Consider the following 24294-nt stretch of genomic DNA (forward strand, 5'->3'; position numbering starts at 1 on the left):
CACTCCCCGGGTATGCCCATTTTAAAGAAACATACCTAATATAGAAAGGCAATATAAAATAAGGAGGCTATGTCAGCAGCTCCGGGTTTTCGTTAAAGGTTTTCCATAATAATTCTCCAAATAAAGTATTCGACCATGCGAACCATTCTCTGGTGAATTTTTTGTCGTTGTCTTTATGGAAGGACTCATGCATAAAGCCTGTCCCACCGTGCGTTTTCTGTAAGGTGTCTATGCACCATTTAATCTCACCCGTATCTTTAGTGGTGAGTGCTTTCATAATGATACTCATCGGCCAGATCATATCAAGTCCAATGTGTGGTCCTCCTATACCTTCTGCCAGTTTACCTTTGAAAAAGAATGGGTTATTTTCTGACCAGACGAATTTTCTTGTGTTCATATACACAGGGTCATCTGCCTTTACAGCATCTAAATAAGGCAGACCTAATAAACTAGGGCAATTGGCATCATCCATCAGGTTATAACTTCCAAAGCCATTGACTTCAAAAGCATATATTTTTCCATATTCAGGATGATTATAAATTCCATATTTTTTAATGGCAGCATCCACCTCATCGGCAAGGCTTGTAAGTTGCTGAGCCAATCCTTTTTCATTTTTGATCTGAGAAACCATCTCTGCTGCCTGACGTAGGCTTACCACCGCAAATAAATTAGAAGGAATTAAAAATCCATAAATCGTAGCATCATCACTTGGACGGAACATGGAACTGATCAGTCCAACCGGTTTTGTAGGATATCCATATCCTCCCATAGGAACCCCATCTGTAGCCCAAGCCGTTGTACGCTCAAATTTGTAAAGCCCCAGATCTTTTTTCCTCTGCTGCTCTGTAAATGTCTGCAGCGTAAGTTTAATGCCCTGCAGCCAATTAGCATCAAAAGGTTTTGTATCTCCTGTTGTTTTCCAAAAATGATAAGCCAGACGGATAGGATAACACAATGAGTCTATTTCCCACTTCCTTTCATGGGTACCGGGTTTCATATCTGTATGATCATATTCTTTCCACTTACTTATTTTTTTGTCATCATTATAAAATGCATTGGCATAAGGGTCTTTAAGAATAAACTTCGTCTGTTTATAGATAACCCCTGAAATAAGTTTGTGAAGTTTTTCATCCTTCTTTGAAAACTGCAGATAAGGAAAAACCTGGGCAGAGCTGTCACGGAGCCACATGGCATCAATATCACCCGTAATCACATACGTATCCGGAGTTCCGTTGCTTTCACTGTAAAAAACAGTCGTATCTAATGTATTCGGAAAACAGTTTTCAAAAAGCCAGTTTAATTCTTTATTTTTTACTTTCTTTTTAAAAGCTGCAATAGCACTTTCTACGGATTCACTGGTAAAATGTCTTTTATCCTTTGGAACACGAACAATAGGAAAATCGTCCACAACCAGATTCTTAGCAAAAACATTCTGTGTAAACAGCAATCCGGCTCCTGCCAGTGCACTTGTTTTAATAAAATTTCTCCTTTCCATTGATACTTTTATTTCGTTTATTTTTATGAGTCTTATTTTACAGGCTTACTTCCCATTACAAATCTCAGCTCTCCGCCATTCATAATATCACTGTGGTTCAATTCCCAGCTCTTGTACTCTTTCCCATTCAGGAACATTTTCTGAACATAGATATTTTTATCGGATATCTTGTCCGCTACCACGGTAAATGTTTTCCCATTTTCCAGCTGCAATGAAGCTTTAGGAAACTGAGGAGCGCCAATTGCATAGACTGGTTTCCCCGGTGTCACCGGATAAAATCCTAATGAAGAGAAAATATACCATGCTGACATTTGTCCGCAGTCTTCATTATTCACAATTCCATCAGGCTTAGCTGCATACATATTATCACGGATATATTTGATCATTTTCTGAGTCTTATAAGGACTTCCCGCATAGTTATACAGATATGGAACATGATGCCCAGGTTCGTCTCCAAATCCTAAAGATCCGATGAACCCTGAGATATCCACATGTTGCTCTCCCTGCATATTAAGAGCCTCAGTAAATGTTTTATCCAGTTTTTCTTCAAACCCTTTTTTCCCTCCGTACAGGTTCATCATTTCATCAATCTGATGAGGGGCAAAAAAATCATATGCCCAGATATTCCCTGAAACCCAATGCGGCTGAAGCTTTTTCCAGTCGTTCAGTGTAAAATCTGCTAAGAATTTTCCATCTTTCTGTCTTGGCCAGAAATGGTTATTTTCTTTATTGAAGGTGTTCAGGAAGTTCATAGAACGTTTTTTATAGACTTCTGCATCCTCTTTTTTACCCAATTTTTCTGCAAGCTGCTGAATACACCAGTCATCATAAGCATATTCAAGGGTGGCAGAAACAGAAGCTCCATTCTCTGAAGGAGAATATCCCAGCTTAATATAATCGTTGAGGCCTCCGCCGCCGTCACTGCTGCTCATTTTATCTGTTAAAGAAGCATCTTTCATGGCAGCAAACGCTTTTTCAGCATCAATACCCGGTACCCCCTTTGAAATAGCATCCCAAATGACCGATACACTGTGATAGCCAAGCATACAGAAATTATCATATCCGCATAGTTCCCAGATGGGCATATGGTCTTTACGGTCTGTATATCTGCTGATCAGGGAATTGGCAAATTCTTTGGTATGTTTCTGATCCATAATGGTCAGCAGAGGATGGGTTGCTCTGAAGCCATCCCAGTAAGAATAGGTGCTGTAGTTGGTAAACCATTTGGTATTCATGTTTTCCTGAGCTGCCACATAATCTCCGTTGGTATCCATATAAAGGTTAGGAGCTATAAATGTATGATAAACCCCTGTGTAGAAAATCTTTCTCTGACTGTCTGTACCTCCTGCCACCTGAAATCTTCCGATAAGGTCTCTCCATGTCTTTTGTGCCGTTTCTTTAGCTTTTACAAAATCCACATTCGTAGCCTCAGCATCAAAGTTCTCCTGTGCATTTTCTGTACTTACCGGAGATAAAGAAACTTTCACTTCGATACTTTCATTATCTTCTGTAGAAAACCTTACAAAAGCTTTCGCGTCCTTAGCAAGGGCAATTTTTTCGTTATTTTTTATTTTCCCTTCCGCATACACCCCGTAAGATTTAAACGGTTTTGAAAACTCCATCACGAAATAAGCAAATCGCTTACCTCCCCAACCATTGCTGTAGCAGTATCCTTTTATTTTATTATTGCCTTCTACACTCACCAGGGTATGGTAAATATTTCCAAAAATTTTATTGGTTGGATCAATAATGATATTGGATTCATCACTCTTGGGGAATGTATACTTATGAAATCCCACTCTTGGGGAAGCGGTAAGCTCGGCTTTGATTCCATAGCTGTCCAGCATTACAGAATAATATCCCGGTGCCGCCGTTTCTTTTTCATGGCTGAATTTTGAGCGGTAGCCTGTCTCAGGTTTATCTTCTGATCCCGGAACCATCTTTACCTGGCCCACAGTAGGCATAACCAGAATATCTCCAAGATCTGCCCATCCTGTTCCGCTAAGGTGATTATGACTGAATCCCATGATCGTCTTACTGCTGTAATGGTAACCGGAACACCAGTCCCAGTCTCCACTTTTTGTATTCTGATCCGGGCTTAGCTGAATCATCCCAAACGGTGTGGTAGCTCCCGGAAACGTATGGCCGTGGCCTCCTGTTCCGATAAAAGGATCTACCCAGGACAAGATATCACCCTTTTGTTGTTGGGCATTCACCGTAGAAACCAGGACTGTAAAAAAACAGATAAGCAATTCTTTTTTCATGATAAGAGTATCAGTATTTTTTTATTTTAAAAATTGGTTTAAAAATATGAAAACCATTACAAAGATCCCAATAATAAAGGGAATTAAGCTGATCAACATATTAAAGAACCTCATTTAGATTGAATTTTTTTTCATAAAATCAATAATTTCTGAAATATATCCAAACGCTATAGCCACCACTGTATCTGCAGCACCATAATATACGCTTACTTTATCCCCTTCAGTTAGTGCAGCACATGGGAAAACCACATTCGGCACGTCTCCTGTCAGTTCATACACTTCTGCCGGAGCCAGCAGATAAGGCTTTGTTCTGTACAATACTTTTGTAGGATCTTCAAGATCCAGTAATGCCGCTCCCATTGAATATCTGAACCCTCTGCAGGTATTGATTACCCCATGATAGAAAAGCAGCCATCCTTCTTCTGTTCTGATAGGAACCGGACCTCCCCCGATTTTTGTACACTGCCATGCACTGTCTTCAAAAGGCGTTACTTTCATTACGCAACGGTGCTCTCCCCAGTATTTCATATCAGGACTGTAGCTGATATAAATATCTCCAAAAGGTGTATGCCCGTTATCACTCGGACGGCTCAGCATCGCATATTTTCCATTGATTTTTTCAGGGAAAAGCACTCCATTTCTATTGAACGGCAGAAAAGCATTTTCGCACTGGAAAAATTCTTTAAAATCAAAAGTATATCCAATTCCGATGGTAGGTCCGTTATATCCGTTACACCATGTAATCCAGTAACGATCTTCGATAAAAGTAACGCGGGGATCATATTTGTAGTCAGATTCAATCATCTCTGTGTTTCCGGCCTTCATTTCAATAGGGTCATGATTGATTTTCCAGTTGATTCCATCTTTACTGAAACCTGCAAAAATATTCATCTGTACCGCTTTGTTATCACAACGGAACACCCCTGCAAATCCATCTTCAAAAGGAATCACTGCACTGTTGAATATACTGTTTGACGTTGGTATTGCATATCTGTTAATGATCGGGTTTTCGGAAAACCTCCACATGATATCATTGCTACCTTCCGGGCGATCCTGCCATGGGATCATTACTGATTGAGCTGTCATAAAGTATTTTTACTTTTTTATTTAAATTTGTTTACTAATTGATTTATTGTTCTTTTTGATTTTCCGAATACGGGAACGGCACCCATAATGTGACAAGAAATGCCGGAATAGTGGCCACCAGTACCCAGATAAAAAACATTTTATATCCTATCCAGTCGCTGATCATCCCACTGAACATTCCCGGAATCATCACCCCAAGATTCATAATCCCCGTTGCAAATGCATAATGGGCAGTTTTATGTTTCCCCGGGGCAATCTGCTGCATCATATACAGCATAAGTCCCACAAATCCAAAGCCGTATCCAAAATACTCCACCACCACCGCAATTCCTACCGGTAAGAGGTCTGCAGGCTGGTAGTATGCTAATAAGGCATAGACTATAAATGGAATATTGAATGCCGAGCATAGCCATATCAATGATCTTTTCAATCCGCGGGCTGAAATAAAATAGCCTGCCAGTACAGATCCTAAAATAAATGCTGCAGAACCATACGTTCCATAAATAAGTCCAATATCTGATGTTGATAATCCTAATCCTCCTGAAGATCTTGGTGCTTTAAAAAATAACGGAGCAATTTTTATAGCAAATCCTTCAGCAAAACGGTACAAAATAATGAACAGTACAGACCATAGGATATTCTTCTTTGTAAAAAAGGAAGTAATAACTTCCAGCAATTCTTTACGGACATTTCCTGCTGTTTTTTTATCTTCCTCTGATACTTCTTTGGTTTCTTTTGGAAGGATCAGGTAGTGATATATGGCTAATACAAAAAACAATAAAGCATAAATCACCATAATGATCATCCATGCATGGGTTACCCCTTTTGTTTTTTCTAAAACTCCTGCAAAATAAACTAATGCCCCACTGCTGATAATTTTGGCCAGATTGTAAAAAGCTCCCTGCCAGCCTATATATTTTGCCTGCTCTTTATTGGTCAGGAAACTGATATAGGTTCCGTCTGCTACCACATCATGAGTAGCTCCACAAAAGGCAATAACCGCAAAAAGAGCAATACTGTATTTGAAAAAATCCGGCAAAGGAAGGCTTAATGCCACCAAAGCAAATAAAATTCCTATCGCAAACTGGGTAACCACAACAAAGAATTTTTTGGTTTTATAGATCTCCAGAAAAGGACTCCAAAGAGGCTTCAACGTCCATGAGAACATAACAAGAGCTGTCCAAAATGTAATTTGGGCATCTGAAACTCCCATATCTTTATACATAATCCCGGAAACTGCATTAATGGTTACAAAGGGTACTCCCATTGCAAAATATAATGTGGATATCCAAAGGATGGGTTGTATTGAACGGGGTTCAGAGTTGTTTTTTCCCATATTAAAATAAGATTCTAAGAAAAAGAGGACATCTCAAAATTTCATTCCGACTTAAAACGAAACTATAGAAGAATAAATTATCGGAGATTCTCCTCTCCTTGAAATGAATACTCAGGTACAACCTGATTTTTTGAGATGCCTCTGTATATAAATGATTCTGATTAATTATAATTTCTTATCCCACCATAATTTTGTTCCTCCATTATCTGGTCCATTAAGCATTTGTGAAGCCTGTTGATAATTATAAAGAGACGTTTTTGTATCTGTAGTGAAAGGAATTCTTCGGATCATTGCCTCTGTACTGATCAGTCCGCCACTATCATTTTGTCTGATTTTGAACAAAATAGGGTAACCCGTTCTTCTTTGTTCAGCCCATGCTTCAGGTCCGTTGGGATAAAGGGATAACCATTTTTGGGTAATAATTCTTTCTAATTTTCTTTCAGGAGAATCAGCATTGTTCCAGGCAATGGTAATGGTGCTCAGCTGAGTATCTCCGATATTGATGTTGTTGGCAGCATTCTTAGGGTCAATATAAGGCGCTTCGGTAGCCGTCGTGTTGGTAAGATAAGCTGCTACATCTGCACTTTTACCCCATTCTCCAAAAGATTGTTTTACACCGCTTTCATAATTGGTTTGGGCATCTCCAGCGCCTGCATAACCTCTCAAAGCAGCTTCAGCCTTCAGGAACCAACCTTCCGCAGCAGTAAATAATTTAAGTTTTCCATTTGTTCCGGAGAAATAATCTCCATTAGCTGATTTTGCCTGTGGCTGAGAAAAGCCTCCGTAAGTAGTTTTTCCATTTAACAAATCTATTCCCTGACGAATTCCGATATATTTTCCCTGAACCTGGCTGTCTGTTGCAGGAATTGCATATGCAGGCAGCCTTGGGTCATTATACCCGTTCATATAGGCCATTAAAGGAGCTCCTATCAAACAATCTCCCCAAGAGTAGATGATAAAACTCAATTCAGATTGTCCTACACTGATCAAGGCATTATCAGCATTATCAGTAATCAATCCTGCAGATGATGCAAGCGCTTCTTCAGCATATTGCTTTGACTTTGCAGGATCGGCATAGCTCATTCTCATAGCTAATCTCAACTTAAGAGAGTTTGCAAATTTTGCCCATTGGCCAATATTTCCATTAAACACCAAGTCTGCTCTTTTCAGTGCAGATTTATCTCCTTCATTTTCTCCAGCAGGCATATTCTGTACTTTCTGCAAATTAATAATAGCCGCACTAAGGTCATTGATAAAATATTGGTATGCATCCTGCTGGGAGTCAAAATCGGTTACTCCGTTAGCATTCGGTGTTTCATATTTACTGTATACTACCGGGCCATGGTTATCTGATACTCTTGCAGCAGTGAATACTTTTAATATTTTTTTAACCGCAAATGTAGCGGTAAAGTCTACATCCGGGTAGAAATTTTTAGCAGCATTGTCAATGATGATAGAATAATTAAAAATATCCTGTTGTCTTGCAATAATCCTATTATTCCACCCATCCATCATAAAGTAGGACATATTATTTTTTCCCCCATTAAACTGAGTTGCCGTACTGAACATGCCACTGAACATATCTGCACTCAGATTGGGATACAGCTGATAATCTGATTGCAGACCTCTTTGAATGGATTTCAGAGGATTTACAACCGCATTATAATCTGCATAAAAGTTTTCAGGATCTCCCAGCTTTTCCTGGTTATATTGATCTAGATCACCACATCCTGAAACGGAAAACAATACTATTGCTCCGAATGCCAATGTTTTAATATTATTGAATTTCATTTTCGTTAAATTAGAAGTTAGCCTTTAATGATAGTCCGATAGATCGTGTAATAGGAAGTCCGAATGAATCAACTCCCACTCCCCCCGGTGTATTTCCGGATACCTGTTCAGGATCAAATGGTGCTTTTTTATAGAAGAAGAACAGATTAGTTCCCACCAAACTTACGGTAGCATTTCTCATATATTTTGTATTAATATCAAAAGTATATGAAATAGATGCCTGACGCAGACGAACTGTTGTAGCATTGTACATATAGGCTTCATCAATTCCGGTGCCCATACCTCCGGCACCTCCGGTTCTTTTATAGTAAGCTTTTGGATCGGTTATTCCAGTATAGGCTTGTCCTGCCAAAGGTGTTCCCGGAGCATAAACAGCATTCGGGATAGACACTCCTCCGGCATCTCTTGCATCAGCAGTAGTCTGGCTTACACCATACAAATCATTTGCTTTCTCCGTAAGAGATAATACTTTACCTCCAAATTTACCATCAATAAGGAAAGATATTCCCAGTTTACCAATATTAAAAGAGTTATTAAACCCTAGAATAAATTTGGGATTTGGATTACCTAAATATTGCGGATCTCCTGTAGTGCCTAATGGAACTCCATTGGCATCTACTAAAACACGGCCTTGATCATCTCTTTGGAATTTAACTCCATAAAGATCTCCAAAAGACCCTCCCAGCCTAAGCTTTGTAAAATCTCCTCCTCCTGTTAGTGAGAAAAGCTGTTTTTCTGAAATAGGTAAACTTGATGGAAATAATTCAACAATTTCATTTTTGTTTGCTGAAGCATTTAATGTAGTTGTCCAACCAAATTTTTCTGTATTAAACACTTTGTATGATACGGATGATTCAAAACCTGTATTGCGTATCTTTCCGGCATTAATGTAATACGAACCTGATGGAATTCCTCCAAAGTTAGAACCTATCGTGGTCTCTAACAATTGATTGGTAGCATTGGAATTATAATAGGTAATATCAAAATTTAACCTGTTATTAAGCATTCTTAGTTCCGTTCCTGCCTCAAATGTTTTATTAAGTTCCGGTTTTGGTATCAGTTCTGCTCTGTCGGTAACAAACGAACTTTTTGGATATACAATAGTTCCTGCATCTACTCCATAAGAATAGGCATTATAATAAGCAACCATTGCATTAGATATATTCGCTGGTAACCCCAACCCCACACTGGCATAAGAAGCCCTTACTTTCCAGAAATTAAATATTTCCGGAAGCTTAAAAACTGAAGATAATATAGCATTAGCACCTATAGATTCGTAGTCAAACCCACTTCTTCCGGTTAATGCCAAAGTAGAATCCCAATCGTTTCTAAAGGTCATATCAATATAGAACATATTTTTATATCCTACAGAAGCACTTGCAAAAACTGATCGAACCTGTTTCTTTAGGTTCCAATAAATATTGTGGTATCCATCCCCTGGACTTCTGTCTACGTTCCATTGCAGGTTGTTTAATGCAAACAAATTTGGATTTGCCAAGTAAGCATTATCAACCTGTGTTACTTTATTACTGGTAGAATTTACACTTCCTCCTATCGTAAAGTCCAAAGAAATAGATTCACTTAACTTCGGGCTACCGATAAGCAAAACATCGCCGTAGGTAGAAGAATTTTCATATACATTCTTAAGAATTCTTCCATTTTCACCTCCAGCCAACAAACTTGGTGCTGAAAATGCAGAAATATCACGCTGGCTATCCGAACTATTCCAGCTATAGTTTCCTCTTACCCTTGCCGTCAACCATGGATTGATTTCATAAGATAACGTAACTGCACTGTATGCATTTTTATTTTTAACTGCTACCTGATTTCTGTTTAAAATCCAATAGGGATTCTGTGTTTCCGGATTCCCTTTAAAGGCTCCGTCAGGTTTTACCTCCCACCAGTTTTGTGCAGGTAATAGCCTGCTTTTATTTAAATAGGAATAATTATCTGGCCCATACTGATCAAAATCCACTCCTCTCGGCAACCAATATAAACTTACCAACGGTGAAAAAGAAGCCCCAGGAGTTTGTCTGTTTTTAGAATCCTGTAAAGAGCCTATGAAGTTAGCATCCAATGTTAATTTATCATCCAAGAACTTGCTTGAGTTTCTGAAAGAGATGTTATACTGATCAAAATATGACATTGGAATAACTCCTTTATTAGTTGTATTTCCAATAGAAAAGTAGTTGGTTGATTTTTCATTTCCTGACTGAAAAGAAAGGCTGTTAACCCATGTCGTTCCTGTTTGTAAGAAATCTTTAAGGTAATCCTTGGAACCTCCTTTTGCACCCCAACTCTCAATATTATCCCCCGGAACCTGGCCAGATACAGATGGATCATAAGATAAATAGCTGTGCTGCAGTTTTGGAAGACTGTATGCGCGTTCTACAGTTAAGCTGGTGCTATAAGAGATAGAACTCCTTCCTATTTTTCCTTTTCTTGTGGTAATCAATATGGCTCCATTCCCTCCTGCAGAACCATACAATGCTGACGCAGAAGCCCCTTTTAAGAAATTGATACTTTCAATATCGTCCGGATTAATCGAGCTCAATACATCTCCGGGATCCGGCATATTGGAATACTGGCTTATATCCGCAGATTTCCCTGATCCGTTAATAATAGGAATCCCATCGATTACATACAATGGCTGGCTGTTAGAAACGGACTTATTCCCCCTCATAATCACCCTTACAGAACTTCCTACTCCGTTTGTTCTATTGATCTGCACGTTAGAAACTTTCCCATTGATAGAATTTAAAAGATTGGGAGTTTTCACTTCTGTAAGCTCATCTCCACCAATCTGCTGGCTGGAGTAAGTAAGAGACCGAGCCTGTCTTTTTATCCCCAAAGAAGTGACAACGACCTCCTGAATATCGGTTGCCTTCGTGGTGTCGGCTGCTTTTTTCTCCTGTGCGCTTGCAAAAAAGGAAAAAACTAATAGAACCGGTATAACTGCTTTTCTCATAAGGTTTAGATTAGTTAGATTTATTTGAAAATCAATCACATCCCTTTAAATAGTTCCTTAGTGTTTAATACAAAATTCTTTTATTTTTTAAGCAATAAAATGCTCTTTATGTATTAAATAATTTAAAGTTTTGTTAAGATTTAATTCATATTAGCAAATCTAAATTTTGTTGGCAGTCCGATATAATACTATTTTGTCATAAAACGATATTATTCTTTCATACAATTTTAAATTCCTATCACAAATAAGTGATTTACAACAATATACAATACTCTGAAAGCATGTAATTAAAGAGAATTTATTTCATTTTTTATTTAAAAAAAAGATCCGATAATCAAATCCGGATCTCTGATAAAGTATTTTATTAAGTTTTAATAGACTATTCAATTTTTTTAACTCCCTTAAACTGCTCTTTAAACTCTGTAGGAGTTGTTTTCTTAATAGATTTAAAGACTTTATTAAAATTGGCAATATTATTAAACCCTGCCTCAAAAGCGATTTCAAAAACGGTAAGATTTTTTTCCATCAGCCAGCGGGCAGCATAGCTGATTCTTATTTCATTAAGGTAATTAACAAAAGTTTTCCCTGTCCTCTTTTTAATAAACCTGTTAAAAGTAACATTACTCATATTGATAAGGGAAGCGACATCATCCAGAGTTATTTTATTTTCAAAATTTTTGTGAACAAAATCATGAACAATCTTCATTTTATCATTATCCGCGAAACTTTCAAGCTCTATGCTGTAAGAGGATAAAAACGTTTTATCTTCCGCAATTGCCAGTTCATTAAGGATCTTCATCATTTCTATAAAAGATTCAAAGCTGTTCATTTTTGACAGGTTAAGAAACGAGTCCTTTAGTTTTTCAGCTGTCTCAGTAGAAAAAAGAATTCCTCTGATGGAATCCTTTACCAGGTTACTGATGGGTTTCAGGATATTTTTTTGCATTAAAGACTGGCTAAAGAAATCCTGATTAAACTGTATGGTAATCTCGTGCGTTTTCCTGTTCTTACAATTATGATTTGCCCAACAATGCGGCAAATTGGGACCTATAAGTACCAATTCGATATTACCAATTTCCCCGGTATGGTCTCCTACCATTCTTCGATATCCTTTTCCTTTATAGATAAAATTGATTTCAATTTCGGGATGATAGTGATAGGGAAAATCAAAGGAAGCCTTGATCCTGTCGAATACAAGAAAACTGTCTTCCGGAGAGAGTGGAGTTATTTCTCTCAAAATATTTTCTAATTCACTCATGCAGCAGTTTTGAAAATAATTAAGCAATAAGGGTGTAGTACAAATCTTTGTAAAAGTGATAAAATAATATCAATGTAAAAATATATTTTTGATTTTTTTTATTCGTAAAATAGTTCCGATATCACAATACAGCACTGTTTAAATAATTAATCCTTTCTTTGTAACATCAAAAACAATTAGTATTAAAATAAAAAACAAACATTATGAGACGTAACGCAACAGCCGTTTGGAACGGTACTATCAAAGAAGGTAAAGGACATTTAACAACACAAAGTACTACTTTAAACCAGACTCAATATTCTTTCAACAGCCGTTTTGCTGATGGCGTGGGAACAAACCCTGAAGAATTACTGGCCGCAGCTCACGCAGGATGTTTTACGATGAAGCTAGACGCAGAACTTTCACAAGCCGGCTACAATCCTGAAGAGCTTAAAACAACTTCTGTAATCACTCTTGATCCAAACATTGGGAAAATTACAAAATCTGAGTTGACTTTAACAGCTAAAGTTCCGGGAATTTCTGAAGAAGAATTCCAGAAATATGCTAAAATTGCTGAAGAAGGATGTCCTGTAAGCGCCGCATTCAATTTTGAGATTACTTTGAATGCTACTTTAGAACAGTAAAATTCAAATTTATCATATATTAAATCTGAGTCTTATAAATTCTCAGATTTAATCTTAAAACAAAATATACCGAGTGGTATATTTTTGTATATTTGTATTCAGGATTATACCAATATGTCGAAGGCAGCAAAAACGAAACAGCACATCATCGAAAAAACAGCAACTTTATTTAACACAAAGGGTTATATTTCTACATCCCTATCGGATATTACGGAGGCCACCGGCCTTACCAAAGGCAGTATTTATGGAAATTTTGAAAATAAAGATGAAGTGGCTATTGAAGTTTACAAATACAATGCTGGACTATTAAGTAAAACAATTAATTATTCTTTTGGGGATGAATATCCTACGTCAGCTGAGAAATTACATGCTTTTGTAGAGTTTTACCGAAAAAACTGGAAGACGGTCTTTTCCAATGGAGGCTGCCCCCTGATGAATGCAGCAACAGAAGCAGATGACTCCTTTCCGGCTCTTAAGCCTTATGTCAGAAATTCTTTTAAACTATGGATGGCAAAAATATCAACAGTCATTTTACAGGGCCAAAAAAACGGAGAAATCAATGAGAAAGTAGATGCTGAAAAATATGCTTCACTATTTATTATGCTTATTGAAGGTGGAATCCTGCTTTCAAAAACCATGGGTACTCAAAGTTTTCTGAATGACGCCCTGGATAAAATCACCCACATGATTGACCATGAACTAACTATTCTTCCATCATAAATTTCACCATATGGAAACAAAAAGAGTGGCTATTGTAGGATACAACAGAATCCCATTTGCCAGAATGAATACAGCCTATACAGAACAGGGAAATCAGGATCTTTTACTGGCTGCCCTCAATGGTTTGATAGACCGCTACAGATTAAAAGGTAAGCTTCTTGGAGAAGTTGCCGGTGGTGCTGTGATTAAACATATTTCAGAAAGTAACCTCATCAGAGAATCCGTCATGAATACCTCTCTTGATCCTGCTACTCCGGCTTGTGACCTTCAACAGGCTTGTGATACCGGGATTGAAGCTGCCATTTATATCGGAAATAAAATTGCTCTTGGTCAAATAGAAAGCGGTATTGCCTGTGGTGTAGAAGCTATGAGTAATATTCCTTTTGAGTCTTCTGACAGATTAAGAAAAGCACTCTTAAAAGCCAATAAAGAAAAATCTGCATTCGGGAAACTGAAACACCTGCTAAGCCCAAAACTGAAAGACTGGATGCCTGTTCCCTATAAAGGACAGGAACCCAAAACAGGGCTTGTTATGGGTGAACACACAGAAATTACGGCCAAATATTATCAAATTTCCAGAGAGGAACAGGATGAGCTGGCATTTAAAAGCCATCAAAATATGACAAAAGCTTATGACGAAGGATTTTTTGATGATATGATTACTCCAGCTTTTGGTTTGGATAAAGACAATAATCTTCGCCGTGATACCAGCCTGGAAAAACTTTCTCAGCTAAAACCAGCTTTTGATAAGCAAAATGGCACTCTAACAGCCGGAAACTCCACTCCTTTTACCGATGGAGCCTCCGCCATTTTGCTGGCCAGTGAAGAATGGGCCAAAGCCAATCATCTTCCAATTTTAGCCTATATTACTTTTTCAGAGTTGGCAGGGATAGAATATGTTGACACTAAACAGAATCTACTTTTAGCTCCTGTTTTTGCAGCAGAAAGGATGCTTAAAAAAGCCGGGATAGGCCTTGAAGATTTTGATTATTATGAAATTCATGAAGCTTTTGCCGCTCAGGTATTAGCCACTATAAAAATCTGGGAAGATGATGAGCTTGCTAAAAAGTTCGGCTTAGAAAAGTCTTTAGGAAAGATTGACAGGAATAAACTGAATGTGAAAGGAGGAAGCCTTGCAGCAGCGCATCCGTTTGCAGCAACCGGTGGGAGAATTATTGCCACATTGGCCAAACTTCTTAATGAAAAGGGAAGCGGAAAAGGATTTATTTCTATCTGCGCTGCCCGTGGGCAGGGCATCACAATGATCTTAGAAAAGTAACAATATAATAAAAGAGTTTTTAACGGCAAAAATTCTTTTGCTATGCCACAAATAATATGTCTAAATATTCGTGTATAGCGAAAGAAAATTGATAATATTGCAGGTTAAAACTAAATTGATACAATAAAGAAGCAAAACAGACTGTAGATACATTGATAGTAGTCTATAGAGATTTTGCCTATTTAAAATTAGTAACTAGATATGAAAAGAGTTGTCATTACAGGATTAGGCGCCGTGACGCCTTTAGGAAATAATGTCGAAGAATTTTGGCAAAACAGTATTAACGGGGTTAGCGGTGCTGGATTAATCACTCATTTCGATACTGAAAAGTTTAAGGTACACTTTGCCTGTGAGGTTAAGAATTTTGATCCGAAAGCTTACCTGAACCATAACGAAATCAAAAGAAGCGATCTGTTTACACAGTATGCTCTGTATGCATCCTCAGAAGCTATTCAGGATTCAGGTTTGGAGCTTGAAAAAATGGACCCTTTTGATACCGGAGTAATCTGGGGTACAGGACAAGGCGGTATGTGGACCTTTGAAAAAGAGGTGATGGATTTTGCTCAAGGTGATGGTACACCGCGTTTCAATCCATTTTTTGTCCCTAAGTTCATTGCCAATATGGCATCGGGAATGATTTCCATGAAATATGGGCTTCAGGGGATTAATTACACCACTATTTCTGCTTGTGCTACAGGAAACACAGCATTAATGGATGCATTTAATTATATCCGTCTCGGAAAAGCAAAAGTGATCATCAGCGGAGGATCTGAAGCAGCTATTTCGCCAGCTTCTATTGGTGGTTTCTCTACGATGAAAGCGATGTCTACAAGAAATGATGACTTTGCTACAGCCAGCCGTCCCTATGATGCGGAAAGAGACGGTTTTGTAATGGGTGAAGGCGCAGGAGCTTTGGTTCTTGAAGAATATGAGCATGCAAAAGCCAGAGGAGCCAAAATCTATGCAGAACTGGCAGGAGCAGCGATGACTGCAGATGCTTATCACATGACAGCCCCTCATCCTGAAGGAGCCGGAGCTATCAAAGCAATGCAACTGGCAGTGAAAGAGGCCGGTATCAATATGGAAGATATCAACTATATCAACCCCCACGCAACTTCCACTCCATTGGGAGATCTTGTTGAATTGAAAGCAATCAACAATGCATTTAAAGGAAGTAAAAACCTTGATATCAGCGCTACTAAATCAATGACCGGACATTTATTGGGTGCTGCGGGAGCTGTTGAAGCTATTCTTTCTATTAAGGCTATTCAAAATGGTATTATACCTCCAACCATCAACCTTCATAGTATTGATGAAAATATTCCGAGGGATATCAATATTGTTTTCGGAGAGGCAAAAGAAAAGGAAATCAACTTTGCACTAAGTAATGCCTTTGGATTTGGAGGTCACAATGCAACTGTTGTATTTAAGAAATTCAGCTAGCCTTCAACTAAAAATAATTTTAAAATCCCCTACATGATAATAATGCAGGGGATTTTGTTTTTTTATTGCAGATTGGGTAGATTACCACATAAGAGATTATTACTTTGGATCCGGAATAAAAAAATCTTCAATACTCTCTGTCATTGGGATATAGAGCCTTTCCCATTCATTACTCTCTACCATCTCCCAACTGTGTCCGTCTCCTTTAAGATCTTCTGCTAAAAGAACAATTCCCGGTTCAATCATAAATGTTGAACCATCACTTACTTTAAATCTTATATTTCCTTTGATTGTAATAACGTACTGTTTTCGGGGAGCAACATGTGCATTTTTCTCCCATTCTTCGGTTCTCGTACTGAACCAAAATCCTGTAGTGGGTATAAGTTTCAGGCTGGGCATTTTCCCTTTTTCGAATGTACATGAGCCATCGGCATTATTCAAAAGCCTTACAGCGGGAATAAATTCTGTGAAAATTTCCGAAGTCAGGTTTATATCGAGGTTATTTTCGTGCTCTGCATTCATATTCGTCAATACTTACATAGTTGGCTTTGATAAATTTAATTATTTAAAAATAAAAACAACCATTTCTTACATAAAACAGGAAGTCCCTACATAATTTTCATACCCGGAAGATTTCACGGAAATTGATAAAAAAAGCAGTCAAAATTGACTGCTTTTCTCTTATGCTTTTAACCATTCTGAGGAGGAAAGGTAATTCTGATCAGGATAGTAAATGAACAGAAGATTTCTCCCTTTTATACTGTTGATGATAGACTGTGTAAGTTCTTTAGGAACAGCAGGGCAACCCCAGCTTCTTCCAATTCTCTTATGCATTGCAGCAAAGTCATCACTTACATAATTGGCACCGTGCAGTACAATTGCTCTTCTGTATGCTGCATCATTAAAGCCTTTATCCATTCCTAACAATTTAAGAGAATATCCGTTGTCCCCTTGATATGTTGCATCCGTGATATAAAATCCCAGGCTGCTCTGCAACGAACTTTCCCTGTTAGAAAAATTCGTCGCAAATTCTTCACCTGTATTTTTTCCGTGAGCAACCAGTGAGTTGAACAGCACTTTCTTGTCATTAAGATCAATTACCCAAAGTCTTTTTGTATTGGAGGACATAGAAAAATCACAGATTGTTAATAAATGCGACTCCTCAGTAAGCAATCCCGCTTTCTTTAAATTTTCAAATCCCGTCAATGCTTTTGAGAACACTTCATAGTTTAATTCATGTTCCGGGTCAAATGCAATTGATTGGTATAATACCTCTGATGAAGATGCAGCTGCCTTCTTCTCAGATTTCATGTCAGTTACTTTTTCAGTTTTTGTCGTAATACCGTTTTCATTCTTTACCGCCAGTCTTGGAGAAAGATAGAATGAAGTCGTTACCATGTATACAAGGCCGATCAGGCCATAAAATCCTTTCATTCAATAATATATTAATTCCAAATTAGTGGGGCAAAATTATAAAAACATAACTGTCAGACACTTATAAATCCAAAAAGTTTAACGCAATTTAAGAAACTTTAACCTAATAAAAACAGCGAGATTTTAATAGAATCTCGCTGTTTTTATAAAGAATGTGAAGTTAAAATCTTATCAAAATCTTTCGATTTTATATAGTTATTCTTAATTTTATTTACTTTTATAATTTGAAGAAAACCTAGTTCTGTTAACCCATTCAGATCTTGTCTTGCAGTGAAACTTGAGATTTTAAAACGGTTTTCTATTTCCTTAACATTTAAGATCCTATCAGAATCTTCATTAAGTATTTTAAGAATTTGGGCTTGTCTTTCATTTACATTTGGAATTCTTAAAAATTTTGAGGCCTGAATAACTTCTCTTTGCTTTTCTCCTATATAATTTTTTAAAGCAACAAAAGCCTTATCCATAGTCTTAATATTATAATTAATGAAATAGGTTAAATCATTTTCATCATTCTCTGTGTATAAATAAGCTCTCTCATATTGATTCTTTGTATCTTTTATAATTCTAGATATTGAAAGATATTCTGTAAGCCAATAACCTCTTTTCAGCATATACCAATAAAAAACCGAACGTGCAGTTCTTCCATTACCATCACTAAATGGATGAATCCAACCAATCATAAAATGGATAATAATACCTTTAATAATTGGATGTATAAAATCTTCACCTTCGTTATTAAAAAACAGGCATAAATCAGCAATTAACTCATTAACTTCTTTATGATCGGGAGGAATATGAACAATATCTCCATTTGAAAAATTTGCGACAAAAATTTCATCATTTTTTCTGAAGTTTCCTTCTTCCTCTTCATTTTCAAGAGTACCATTAGTAATCAATTGATGAACTGTAAGTAAATTGTCAACTGTTAGATCCAAGTTCTTATTCTGAACAATATGGCGCATAGTTATAAAATTATTTACAATCATTTGCTCAGATTTTGTTCTTGGTTTGAGTTCTTTTTGAATAATCTCTTTTGCTTTCCTTCTAGTTGTATTAGCTCCTTCCATTTGACTGCTTGCAATAGCTTCTTCCATAATAGAACTAATAACAAATTTATTTTTATCTGTTTCTGCAATACCAATGTTACTACCTAAACTCCCCCCTATATTTAAATCAAATAAGTGCAATGACTTTTGTATATATTCTGTCAAGAAGTATTTAAAATAATACTTCCCAAATTTTATTTTATTTGTTCTAAGGTTACGATAAAATTTTACAGCATTCCAATACTTTTGAGGCTCTGTTTCTTTTGATAAATATTTAACTTTATCCCAATATAAATAATCATCATCAATTCTCTTCATTTCCCCAGAAAGTCTAATTTTAATAGATAATTCCAAGGCTTCAGCATCTTCTATGTATTGCGGAGTTTTCTCTATCATACCTTAATTATTAGTAAACCAAATATATATAAAAATTGCGATATTCTATCGAAATCTCGCAATTTTTACTCATTAGCAACAAATTCCAGACTCACAGAATTCATACAATACCTCAATCCGGTAGGCTTTGGGCCGTCATCAAAAACATGTCCCAGATGGGAATCACATCGTTTACAAAGCACCTCTACCCTTTCCATTCCGTAGGTCTGATCTTTTTTGTAATACACCCCTTCTTTGTCTGCTTCAAAAAAACTTGGCCATCCGCAGCTGCTTGCAAATTTTGATGTAGAGCGAAACAGGTGGTTTCCACAAACGGCGCAATAATAATCTCCTATTTCATCAAATTCATTATATTTTCCGGTAAAAGCTCTTTCTGTTGCGGCTTCTCTGGATATTGCATACAGGTCCGGAGCCAGAATTTTTCGCCATTCCTCATTGGAAATGCTCAGTTTGGTGGTATCAGTTCTTGAATAATATGGATTGTTTTTTGCTTCTTTATTTTCCATAGAAGTAATTTTAATAGGTTGATGTTTCTGCTTACATCCCAGCAGAAAAGTTAATATGATGATTGAAACTAAAAATTTCACCGTCAATTTTAATTGCTCATATCTTAACCACAAAAGTGATAGGAAATGTAAACACTTAAGTCAATAGGGTATTATTCTCAACCCACTAAAGTGTTCAAAAGTCTTAAAAACAAAAATTTTGTGTCTATTGTGGTTTAAATAGTAAATGGTTTAATAGCCAAATTTAGTAAATTTGAGAATATGAATGACGAAGCAAAAAGAAAACAGCTAAGGAAATACAAGGCATTTGCCACGGGATTATTTGTTCTGATGGCCGTTATTTTCATTATTACCACAATTTTACAGAAATCTAACCATTCTCATTGGATAGGCTATGTCAGGGCTTTTGCTGAAGCGGCAATGGTGGGTGCACTGGCAGATTGGTTTGCTGTAACGGCTTTATTCCGTCATCCACTCGGGCTGCCGATTCCGCATACCAACCTGATTGAAAACAGCAAACAAAGGCTCGGTGATAATCTGGGAAGTTTTGTGGTCAGTAATTTTCTTTCGCCTCAAAATATACGTCCCTACATTCAAAAAATTAAGGTCTCAAACTTTGTGGGCGAATGGCTGGGTAAGGAAAAAAACCAAAATATCCTGATCAGAAATATTTCAGATATCGTACTGGATATCCTTAATAAGCTTGATGATTCTACGGTAAGTCAATTCATCAGTAAGAAGGTATCTGACATGACAGATGATATCAAGCTCAACAAAGTCGTAGGAAACGGAATTCATTATATCCTGGAAAAGAACGACCATCAGAGAATTATCACCAATCTTTCTAAGCAGATTAAAGATTATATTATTGAAAATGATGAAATGATCAAAGAGCGGGTAAAACAGGGAAGCTACTCATTTGTTCCCTCTTTTGTGGATAATAAAATAGCAGACAAGATTACAGATGGGCTTTCTGATTTTTTCAGGGAAATTGAAGAAAATTCCCAACATGAAGTAAGGGCATTAATCACACAAAAAATATATGAATTTTCTGTTGATCTTAAAGAAGATCCGAAATGGGATGATGAGTTTAAAACCATCAAAAACGGACTTCTGAAAAATGATAAGCTGGATGAATATTCCAGTGATATCTGGATTTCTATCAAGAAAACACTCATGAAAGAACTTCAGGAAGAGCAGTCAGCACTGAAAAATTATCTGTATAAAAACCTGGATGAATTTTCACAAAATTTAAAGACTGATGAAAACCTTCAGAATAAAATAGATCATTGGGTTCGTGTCACCGCTTATAAATATATTCTTAAAAACACCCACCAATTTGGAAACCTCATCAGTACAACCGTAGGAAACTGGCAGGGAAAAGAACTGAGTGAAAAAATGGAACTGGAAGTAGGAAAGGATCTACAGTTTATCAGGGTAAATGGAACTTTAGTGGGCGGCCTGGTAGGGTTGATTATCTATACCGTAGCCAACTTTTTCATTTAAAAAATTAAATCCGCCATCTTCCAGCCATGAAAAAAATATGCACCGCAGTATTCCTACCCTTTTTCATCTTTTGTGTGAGTCAAAAAGTTGAATTGAAAGCTATAACAGATTCTTCCCAGGTTTTCAAAGGAGCAATTTCGGGAGTTCCTATTACAATGCAGCTTAATTATACAGGAATTGTTGATTGTAATCAGTATCAGCATTTTGTAGAAGGCTGGTACTATTATGACAAATATCAAAAGAAAATTCCACTTACAGGAATTTATGATTTGGGAACTCTTTATCTCTATAATTTTGGAAATAAGCATACACTGTATGCAAAAGAATTAAGGAAAGTGATCACTTCTCCGCGTAAAGTAGAAAAAACAGACAGCATTGCCCGCACTTTAAAGCCCAAAGAAGCATTGCTATTTGAAAAAAATGATACTAAACAGGATGTTTCCGGAACTTTTTATATGGGAAAGCAATCCCAACCCGCTAAATTATACACCGGCAATCCGACAATCTACCGGTATAATAACTATTTACTTCTTCCGGACAATAAGAAACTCAATACTTTTGATTTTATGAACCGGCTGGGAGGAAATACACTGTTATCAACAGCCTCTTATAGTACAGGAAACAGGGTGTTGCTTTATTTTGAAAACCTGTCCAATTTTAATTTTTGCGGAATATGCGGAGCCAGTGATGGTGAAAAAGGATACAGGGTTTTGTATTTTACCAAGAACTGGAATTATAAAAACTATGAAGAATTCCTTACTGAAAGTTGTCTGGAAGGAATATCAGAAACACAAAAGATAAAGACCAAAGATCCCAATGTATTACAGTTTAATGTTAAAAAATCATATGCTGCTGCTCCTTATATTCTGACCGTGGATATAAAAAATGCTTCGGTTTCCAAATCAAAGTAACGGAAATATAAAAACAAAAAAGAGAGCTGTTCAAACTCTCTTTTATATTTATCTTGGCAGTCGGCCTGCTCTCTTCAACAGTTCCTGATTGATATCATTGATCAGTTGTGGGCCTTCATAAATAAACCCTGTATACAATTGTATCAAGCTCGCTCCGGCATCCAACTTTTCAATGGCATCTTTTGCAGAATGTATTCCTCCCACCCCAATGATAGGGAAAGCTCTGTTGCTTTTTTCAGAGAGGTATCTGATCATCTTTGTACTTCTCTCACGAATTGGTTTTCCACTTAAACCTCCATTTCCTATTTGTTCTAAAACTTCAGGAGAGGTTTTCAGACCTTCTCTGTTTACTGAGGTATTGGAAACGATTACTCCATCTATTTTTGTTTCAGCAATCAGCTCAACAATTTCATCCAGCTGAGTGTGATTAAGGTCCGGAGCAATTTTCAGTAATATCGGCTTCTGTACAGATTTTGACTGGTTGATTTTCTTTACTTCCGTAATCAGCTCACGCAGATATTCTACATCTTCAAGTTTGGCATGACTTCCCACATTCGGGCAGCTTACATTCAGTACAAAATAGTCTACATGAGGATGGAGACCTTCAAAACAATCCAGATAATCCTGTGTATAGTTTTCCGAATTTGTATTGGTGTTTTTTCCGATGTTTCCACCGATAATTATTTTTCCTTTGTTGGATTTTAATTTTTCGATTGCTGCCTGAAGCCCTTCATTGTTGAAGCCCATTCTGTTGATGATTCCGCCATCTTCAATAAGACGGAATAATCTTTTCTTAGGATTTCCTGCCTGAGCTTTTGGTGTCACAGTTCCTATTTCCACAAAACCGAAACCTAAGTCTCCCAATTCATTGAATAAAACAGCATTTTTATCAAAACCGGCAGCCAGTCCTACAGGATTTTTAAATTTTAATCCGAAAACTTCTCTTTCCAGACGTTTGTCTTCAATAGGTTTTGGGAGAAATAATTTGGTGAGAAATCCAAAATTCCTGAGCATTGAAAAAGTAAAGTGATGCACTTCTTCAGGATCAAATTTGAAAAGAATCGGACGAATGAGCGATTTGTACATTGAAAAAAAGTTTTACAAAATTACTCATTTTAAAATTAATCGTGGATTAACATATGTCCTTTTATCAAAATAGCTGATAAACAGTATCTATAAAGCAGGAACATTTGCAAGATACAGTTGTATAAAAATTTTTAGCTGAAGCTATTTCCCGCTTTTCATTGCAATCTTTTTTTGCAAAAAAAGGATTTTCATTACAATCGGGGCTAAGGTTGCGGTCTTTTATTCCAACATGATGAAATAACCACAAAGTTTGTCATTCCGCAGGAATCCAGACCTAGATCTTTCCATACTATTTTCTAATACAATCTTAAAATCCTTACAGGATGGCAAACTTTGTGGTGATGTGGTAACGGAGCCTTGCCAAGGTTTAAAACCTTGGCAAGGCTCTATCCTGAAGATTCCTTTATAAAATGTTTAAAATATCTGGTTAAATTAAGAATAGGGGCTCAAATCAAAGTTCAGAATCTTCCCTACCCTTTCAAACTCATCATCTATAGTAGCATTTACCGTAATCCTGTCATTAGAAATAGGATGATTAAAAATCAATTGATGGGCATGCAGCGTCATTTTGCTAATCTCAAATGTTTGAAGCCACAACTTATTCTGTTTATTGCATCCATGTTTACGGCAACCTAAAATAGGATGCAGAATATGCTTAAAATGTTTTCTTAACTGGTGAAATCTTCCTGTTTCAGGAATGGCTTCTACCAAAGAATATCTCGAAGTCTGATGTTTTAAAAAGGGTAAATCTATTTCCGAAGTCTGCAAACGACGGTAGTAGGTAACTGCATTTTGCTTGACTTCATTTTCATTAACTAAATCATAATCAATTGTTTCTTCTTCTTTTGTCCAACCACGAAGAATTGCCAGATATTTCTTCTCCACCTCGCGTGAGGCAAACTGCTCGCTCATGATTCTAAGGGTCTCTTTATCTAAAGTAAACAGCAGAACACCTGAAGTTTTCCGGTCTAAACGATGTACAGGAAACACTTTTTGTCCAATCTGTTTCTTCAGCTCCTGAATAGCGTAAGTATCAGCTTCTCCCGCATAGAAGGATTTATGAACCAGTAATCCGCTGGGTTTGTTGATGGCAATAATATGTTCGTCACGATAAAGAATTTCTAACATGGGACAAAAATAGAAATT

Annotated in this window: 19 protein-coding genes; 6 read left to right on the top strand and 13 right to left on the bottom strand. The window is 36.9% G+C overall.

Annotation, left to right across the window (positions count from 1 at the left end; all coding sequences use genetic code 11):
- Positions 1-67: 67 nt before the first annotated feature.
- The 7 genes from MP478_RS18875 to MP478_RS18905 form a co-directional block, all read right to left on the bottom strand.
- Complete coding sequence (locus MP478_RS18875) at positions 68-1495, bottom strand: glycoside hydrolase family 125 protein (RefSeq protein ID WP_257201323.1); 1428 nt, start codon at positions 1493-1495, stop codon at positions 68-70.
- Positions 1496-1527: 32 nt separating this feature from the next.
- The gene (locus tag MP478_RS18880) at positions 1528-3759 is read right to left on the bottom strand and encodes a GH92 family glycosyl hydrolase (protein WP_257201324.1); all 2232 of its coding nucleotides are present in this window, start codon (positions 3757-3759) and stop codon (positions 1528-1530) included.
- Positions 3760-3873: 114 nt separating this feature from the next.
- A complete protein-coding gene (locus MP478_RS18885; RefSeq protein ID WP_230033651.1) occupies positions 3874-4845 on the bottom strand; it encodes a glycoside hydrolase family 130 protein in 972 nt (323 codons plus the stop codon).
- Positions 4846-4888: 43 nt separating this feature from the next.
- Entirely contained in the window at positions 4889-6181 is a 1293-nt protein-coding gene (locus tag MP478_RS18890) for an MFS transporter (protein ID WP_257201325.1), read from the bottom strand.
- Positions 6182-6346: 165 nt separating this feature from the next.
- On the bottom strand, positions 6347-7972 hold the full coding sequence (locus MP478_RS18895) for a SusD/RagB family nutrient-binding outer membrane lipoprotein (protein ID WP_230033647.1): 1626 nt from the start codon (positions 7970-7972) through the stop codon (positions 6347-6349).
- 10 nt (positions 7973-7982) lie between these two features.
- Positions 7983-10940 (bottom strand): SusC/RagA family TonB-linked outer membrane protein, encoded by a 2958-nt coding sequence (locus MP478_RS18900; protein WP_230033645.1) that lies wholly within the window; start codon positions 10938-10940, stop codon positions 7983-7985.
- Positions 10941-11319: 379 nt separating this feature from the next.
- Positions 11320-12198, bottom strand: a complete 879-nt coding sequence (locus tag MP478_RS18905) for an AraC family transcriptional regulator (protein ID WP_230033636.1) — start codon at positions 12196-12198, stop codon at positions 11320-11322.
- A gap of 203 nt (positions 12199-12401) precedes the next feature.
- Between MP478_RS18905 and MP478_RS18910 the strand changes: the two genes are divergently transcribed.
- The 4 genes from MP478_RS18910 to fabF all read left to right on the top strand — a co-directional run bounded on the left by MP478_RS18910 (position 12402) and on the right by fabF (position 16263).
- Positions 12402-12821 carry an OsmC family protein gene (locus MP478_RS18910; RefSeq protein WP_230033632.1) on the top strand — a complete coding sequence of 140 codons (420 nt, stop codon included), beginning with the start codon at positions 12402-12404 and terminating at the stop codon, positions 12819-12821.
- Positions 12822-12935: 114 nt separating this feature from the next.
- Positions 12936-13541, top strand: coding sequence for a TetR/AcrR family transcriptional regulator (locus tag MP478_RS18915; protein WP_257201326.1), 606 nt, complete (start codon positions 12936-12938; stop codon positions 13539-13541).
- Between the two features lie 10 nt (positions 13542-13551).
- Positions 13552-14820, top strand: coding sequence for an acetyl-CoA C-acetyltransferase (locus tag MP478_RS18920; protein WP_257201327.1), 1269 nt, complete (start codon positions 13552-13554; stop codon positions 14818-14820).
- A 201-nt stretch (positions 14821-15021) separates the two neighbouring features.
- Positions 15022-16263: a beta-ketoacyl-ACP synthase II gene (fabF, locus tag MP478_RS18925; protein WP_257190307.1), complete on the top strand. Its 1242-nt coding sequence runs from the start codon at positions 15022-15024 to the stop codon at positions 16261-16263.
- 99 nt (positions 16264-16362) lie between these two features.
- Here fabF and MP478_RS18930 read toward each other — a convergent pair whose 3' ends face one another.
- The 4 genes from MP478_RS18930 to msrB all read right to left on the bottom strand — a co-directional run bounded on the left by MP478_RS18930 (position 16363) and on the right by msrB (position 19645).
- Positions 16363-16785 carry a hypothetical protein gene (locus MP478_RS18930; RefSeq protein WP_257190306.1) on the bottom strand — a complete coding sequence of 141 codons (423 nt, stop codon included), beginning with the start codon at positions 16783-16785 and terminating at the stop codon, positions 16363-16365.
- 159 nt (positions 16786-16944) lie between these two features.
- The gene (locus MP478_RS18935) at positions 16945-17697 is read right to left on the bottom strand and encodes a murein L,D-transpeptidase catalytic domain family protein (RefSeq protein ID WP_257201328.1); all 753 of its coding nucleotides are present in this window, start codon (positions 17695-17697) and stop codon (positions 16945-16947) included.
- A gap of 143 nt (positions 17698-17840) precedes the next feature.
- Entirely contained in the window at positions 17841-19139 is a 1299-nt protein-coding gene (locus MP478_RS18940; RefSeq protein ID WP_257201329.1) for a Fic family protein, read from the bottom strand.
- A 65-nt stretch (positions 19140-19204) separates the two neighbouring features.
- The gene (gene msrB / locus MP478_RS18945; protein ID WP_257201330.1) at positions 19205-19645 is read right to left on the bottom strand and encodes a peptide-methionine (R)-S-oxide reductase MsrB; all 441 of its coding nucleotides are present in this window, start codon (positions 19643-19645) and stop codon (positions 19205-19207) included.
- A gap of 261 nt (positions 19646-19906) precedes the next feature.
- Between msrB and MP478_RS18950 the strand changes: the two genes are divergently transcribed.
- Complete coding sequence (locus tag MP478_RS18950) at positions 19907-21151, top strand: DUF445 domain-containing protein (RefSeq protein ID WP_257190301.1); 1245 nt, start codon at positions 19907-19909, stop codon at positions 21149-21151.
- A gap of 92 nt (positions 21152-21243) precedes the next feature.
- A complete protein-coding gene (locus MP478_RS18955) occupies positions 21244-22062 on the top strand; it encodes a hypothetical protein (protein WP_257201331.1) in 819 nt (272 codons plus the stop codon).
- 48 nt (positions 22063-22110) lie between these two features.
- On the opposite strand, the gene MP478_RS18960 is transcribed toward MP478_RS18955, so the two are convergent.
- A complete protein-coding gene (locus MP478_RS18960) occupies positions 22111-23148 on the bottom strand; it encodes a quinone-dependent dihydroorotate dehydrogenase (RefSeq protein ID WP_257201332.1) in 1038 nt (345 codons plus the stop codon).
- A 432-nt stretch (positions 23149-23580) separates the two neighbouring features.
- Complete coding sequence (locus MP478_RS18965; protein ID WP_257190298.1) at positions 23581-24276, bottom strand: pseudouridine synthase; 696 nt, start codon at positions 24274-24276, stop codon at positions 23581-23583.
- Positions 24277-24294 lie beyond the last annotated feature (18 nt).

It is taken from the genome of Chryseobacterium sp. WG14 (genome assembly GCF_024586945.1).
Lineage (GTDB): Bacteria > Bacteroidota > Bacteroidia > Flavobacteriales > Weeksellaceae > Chryseobacterium.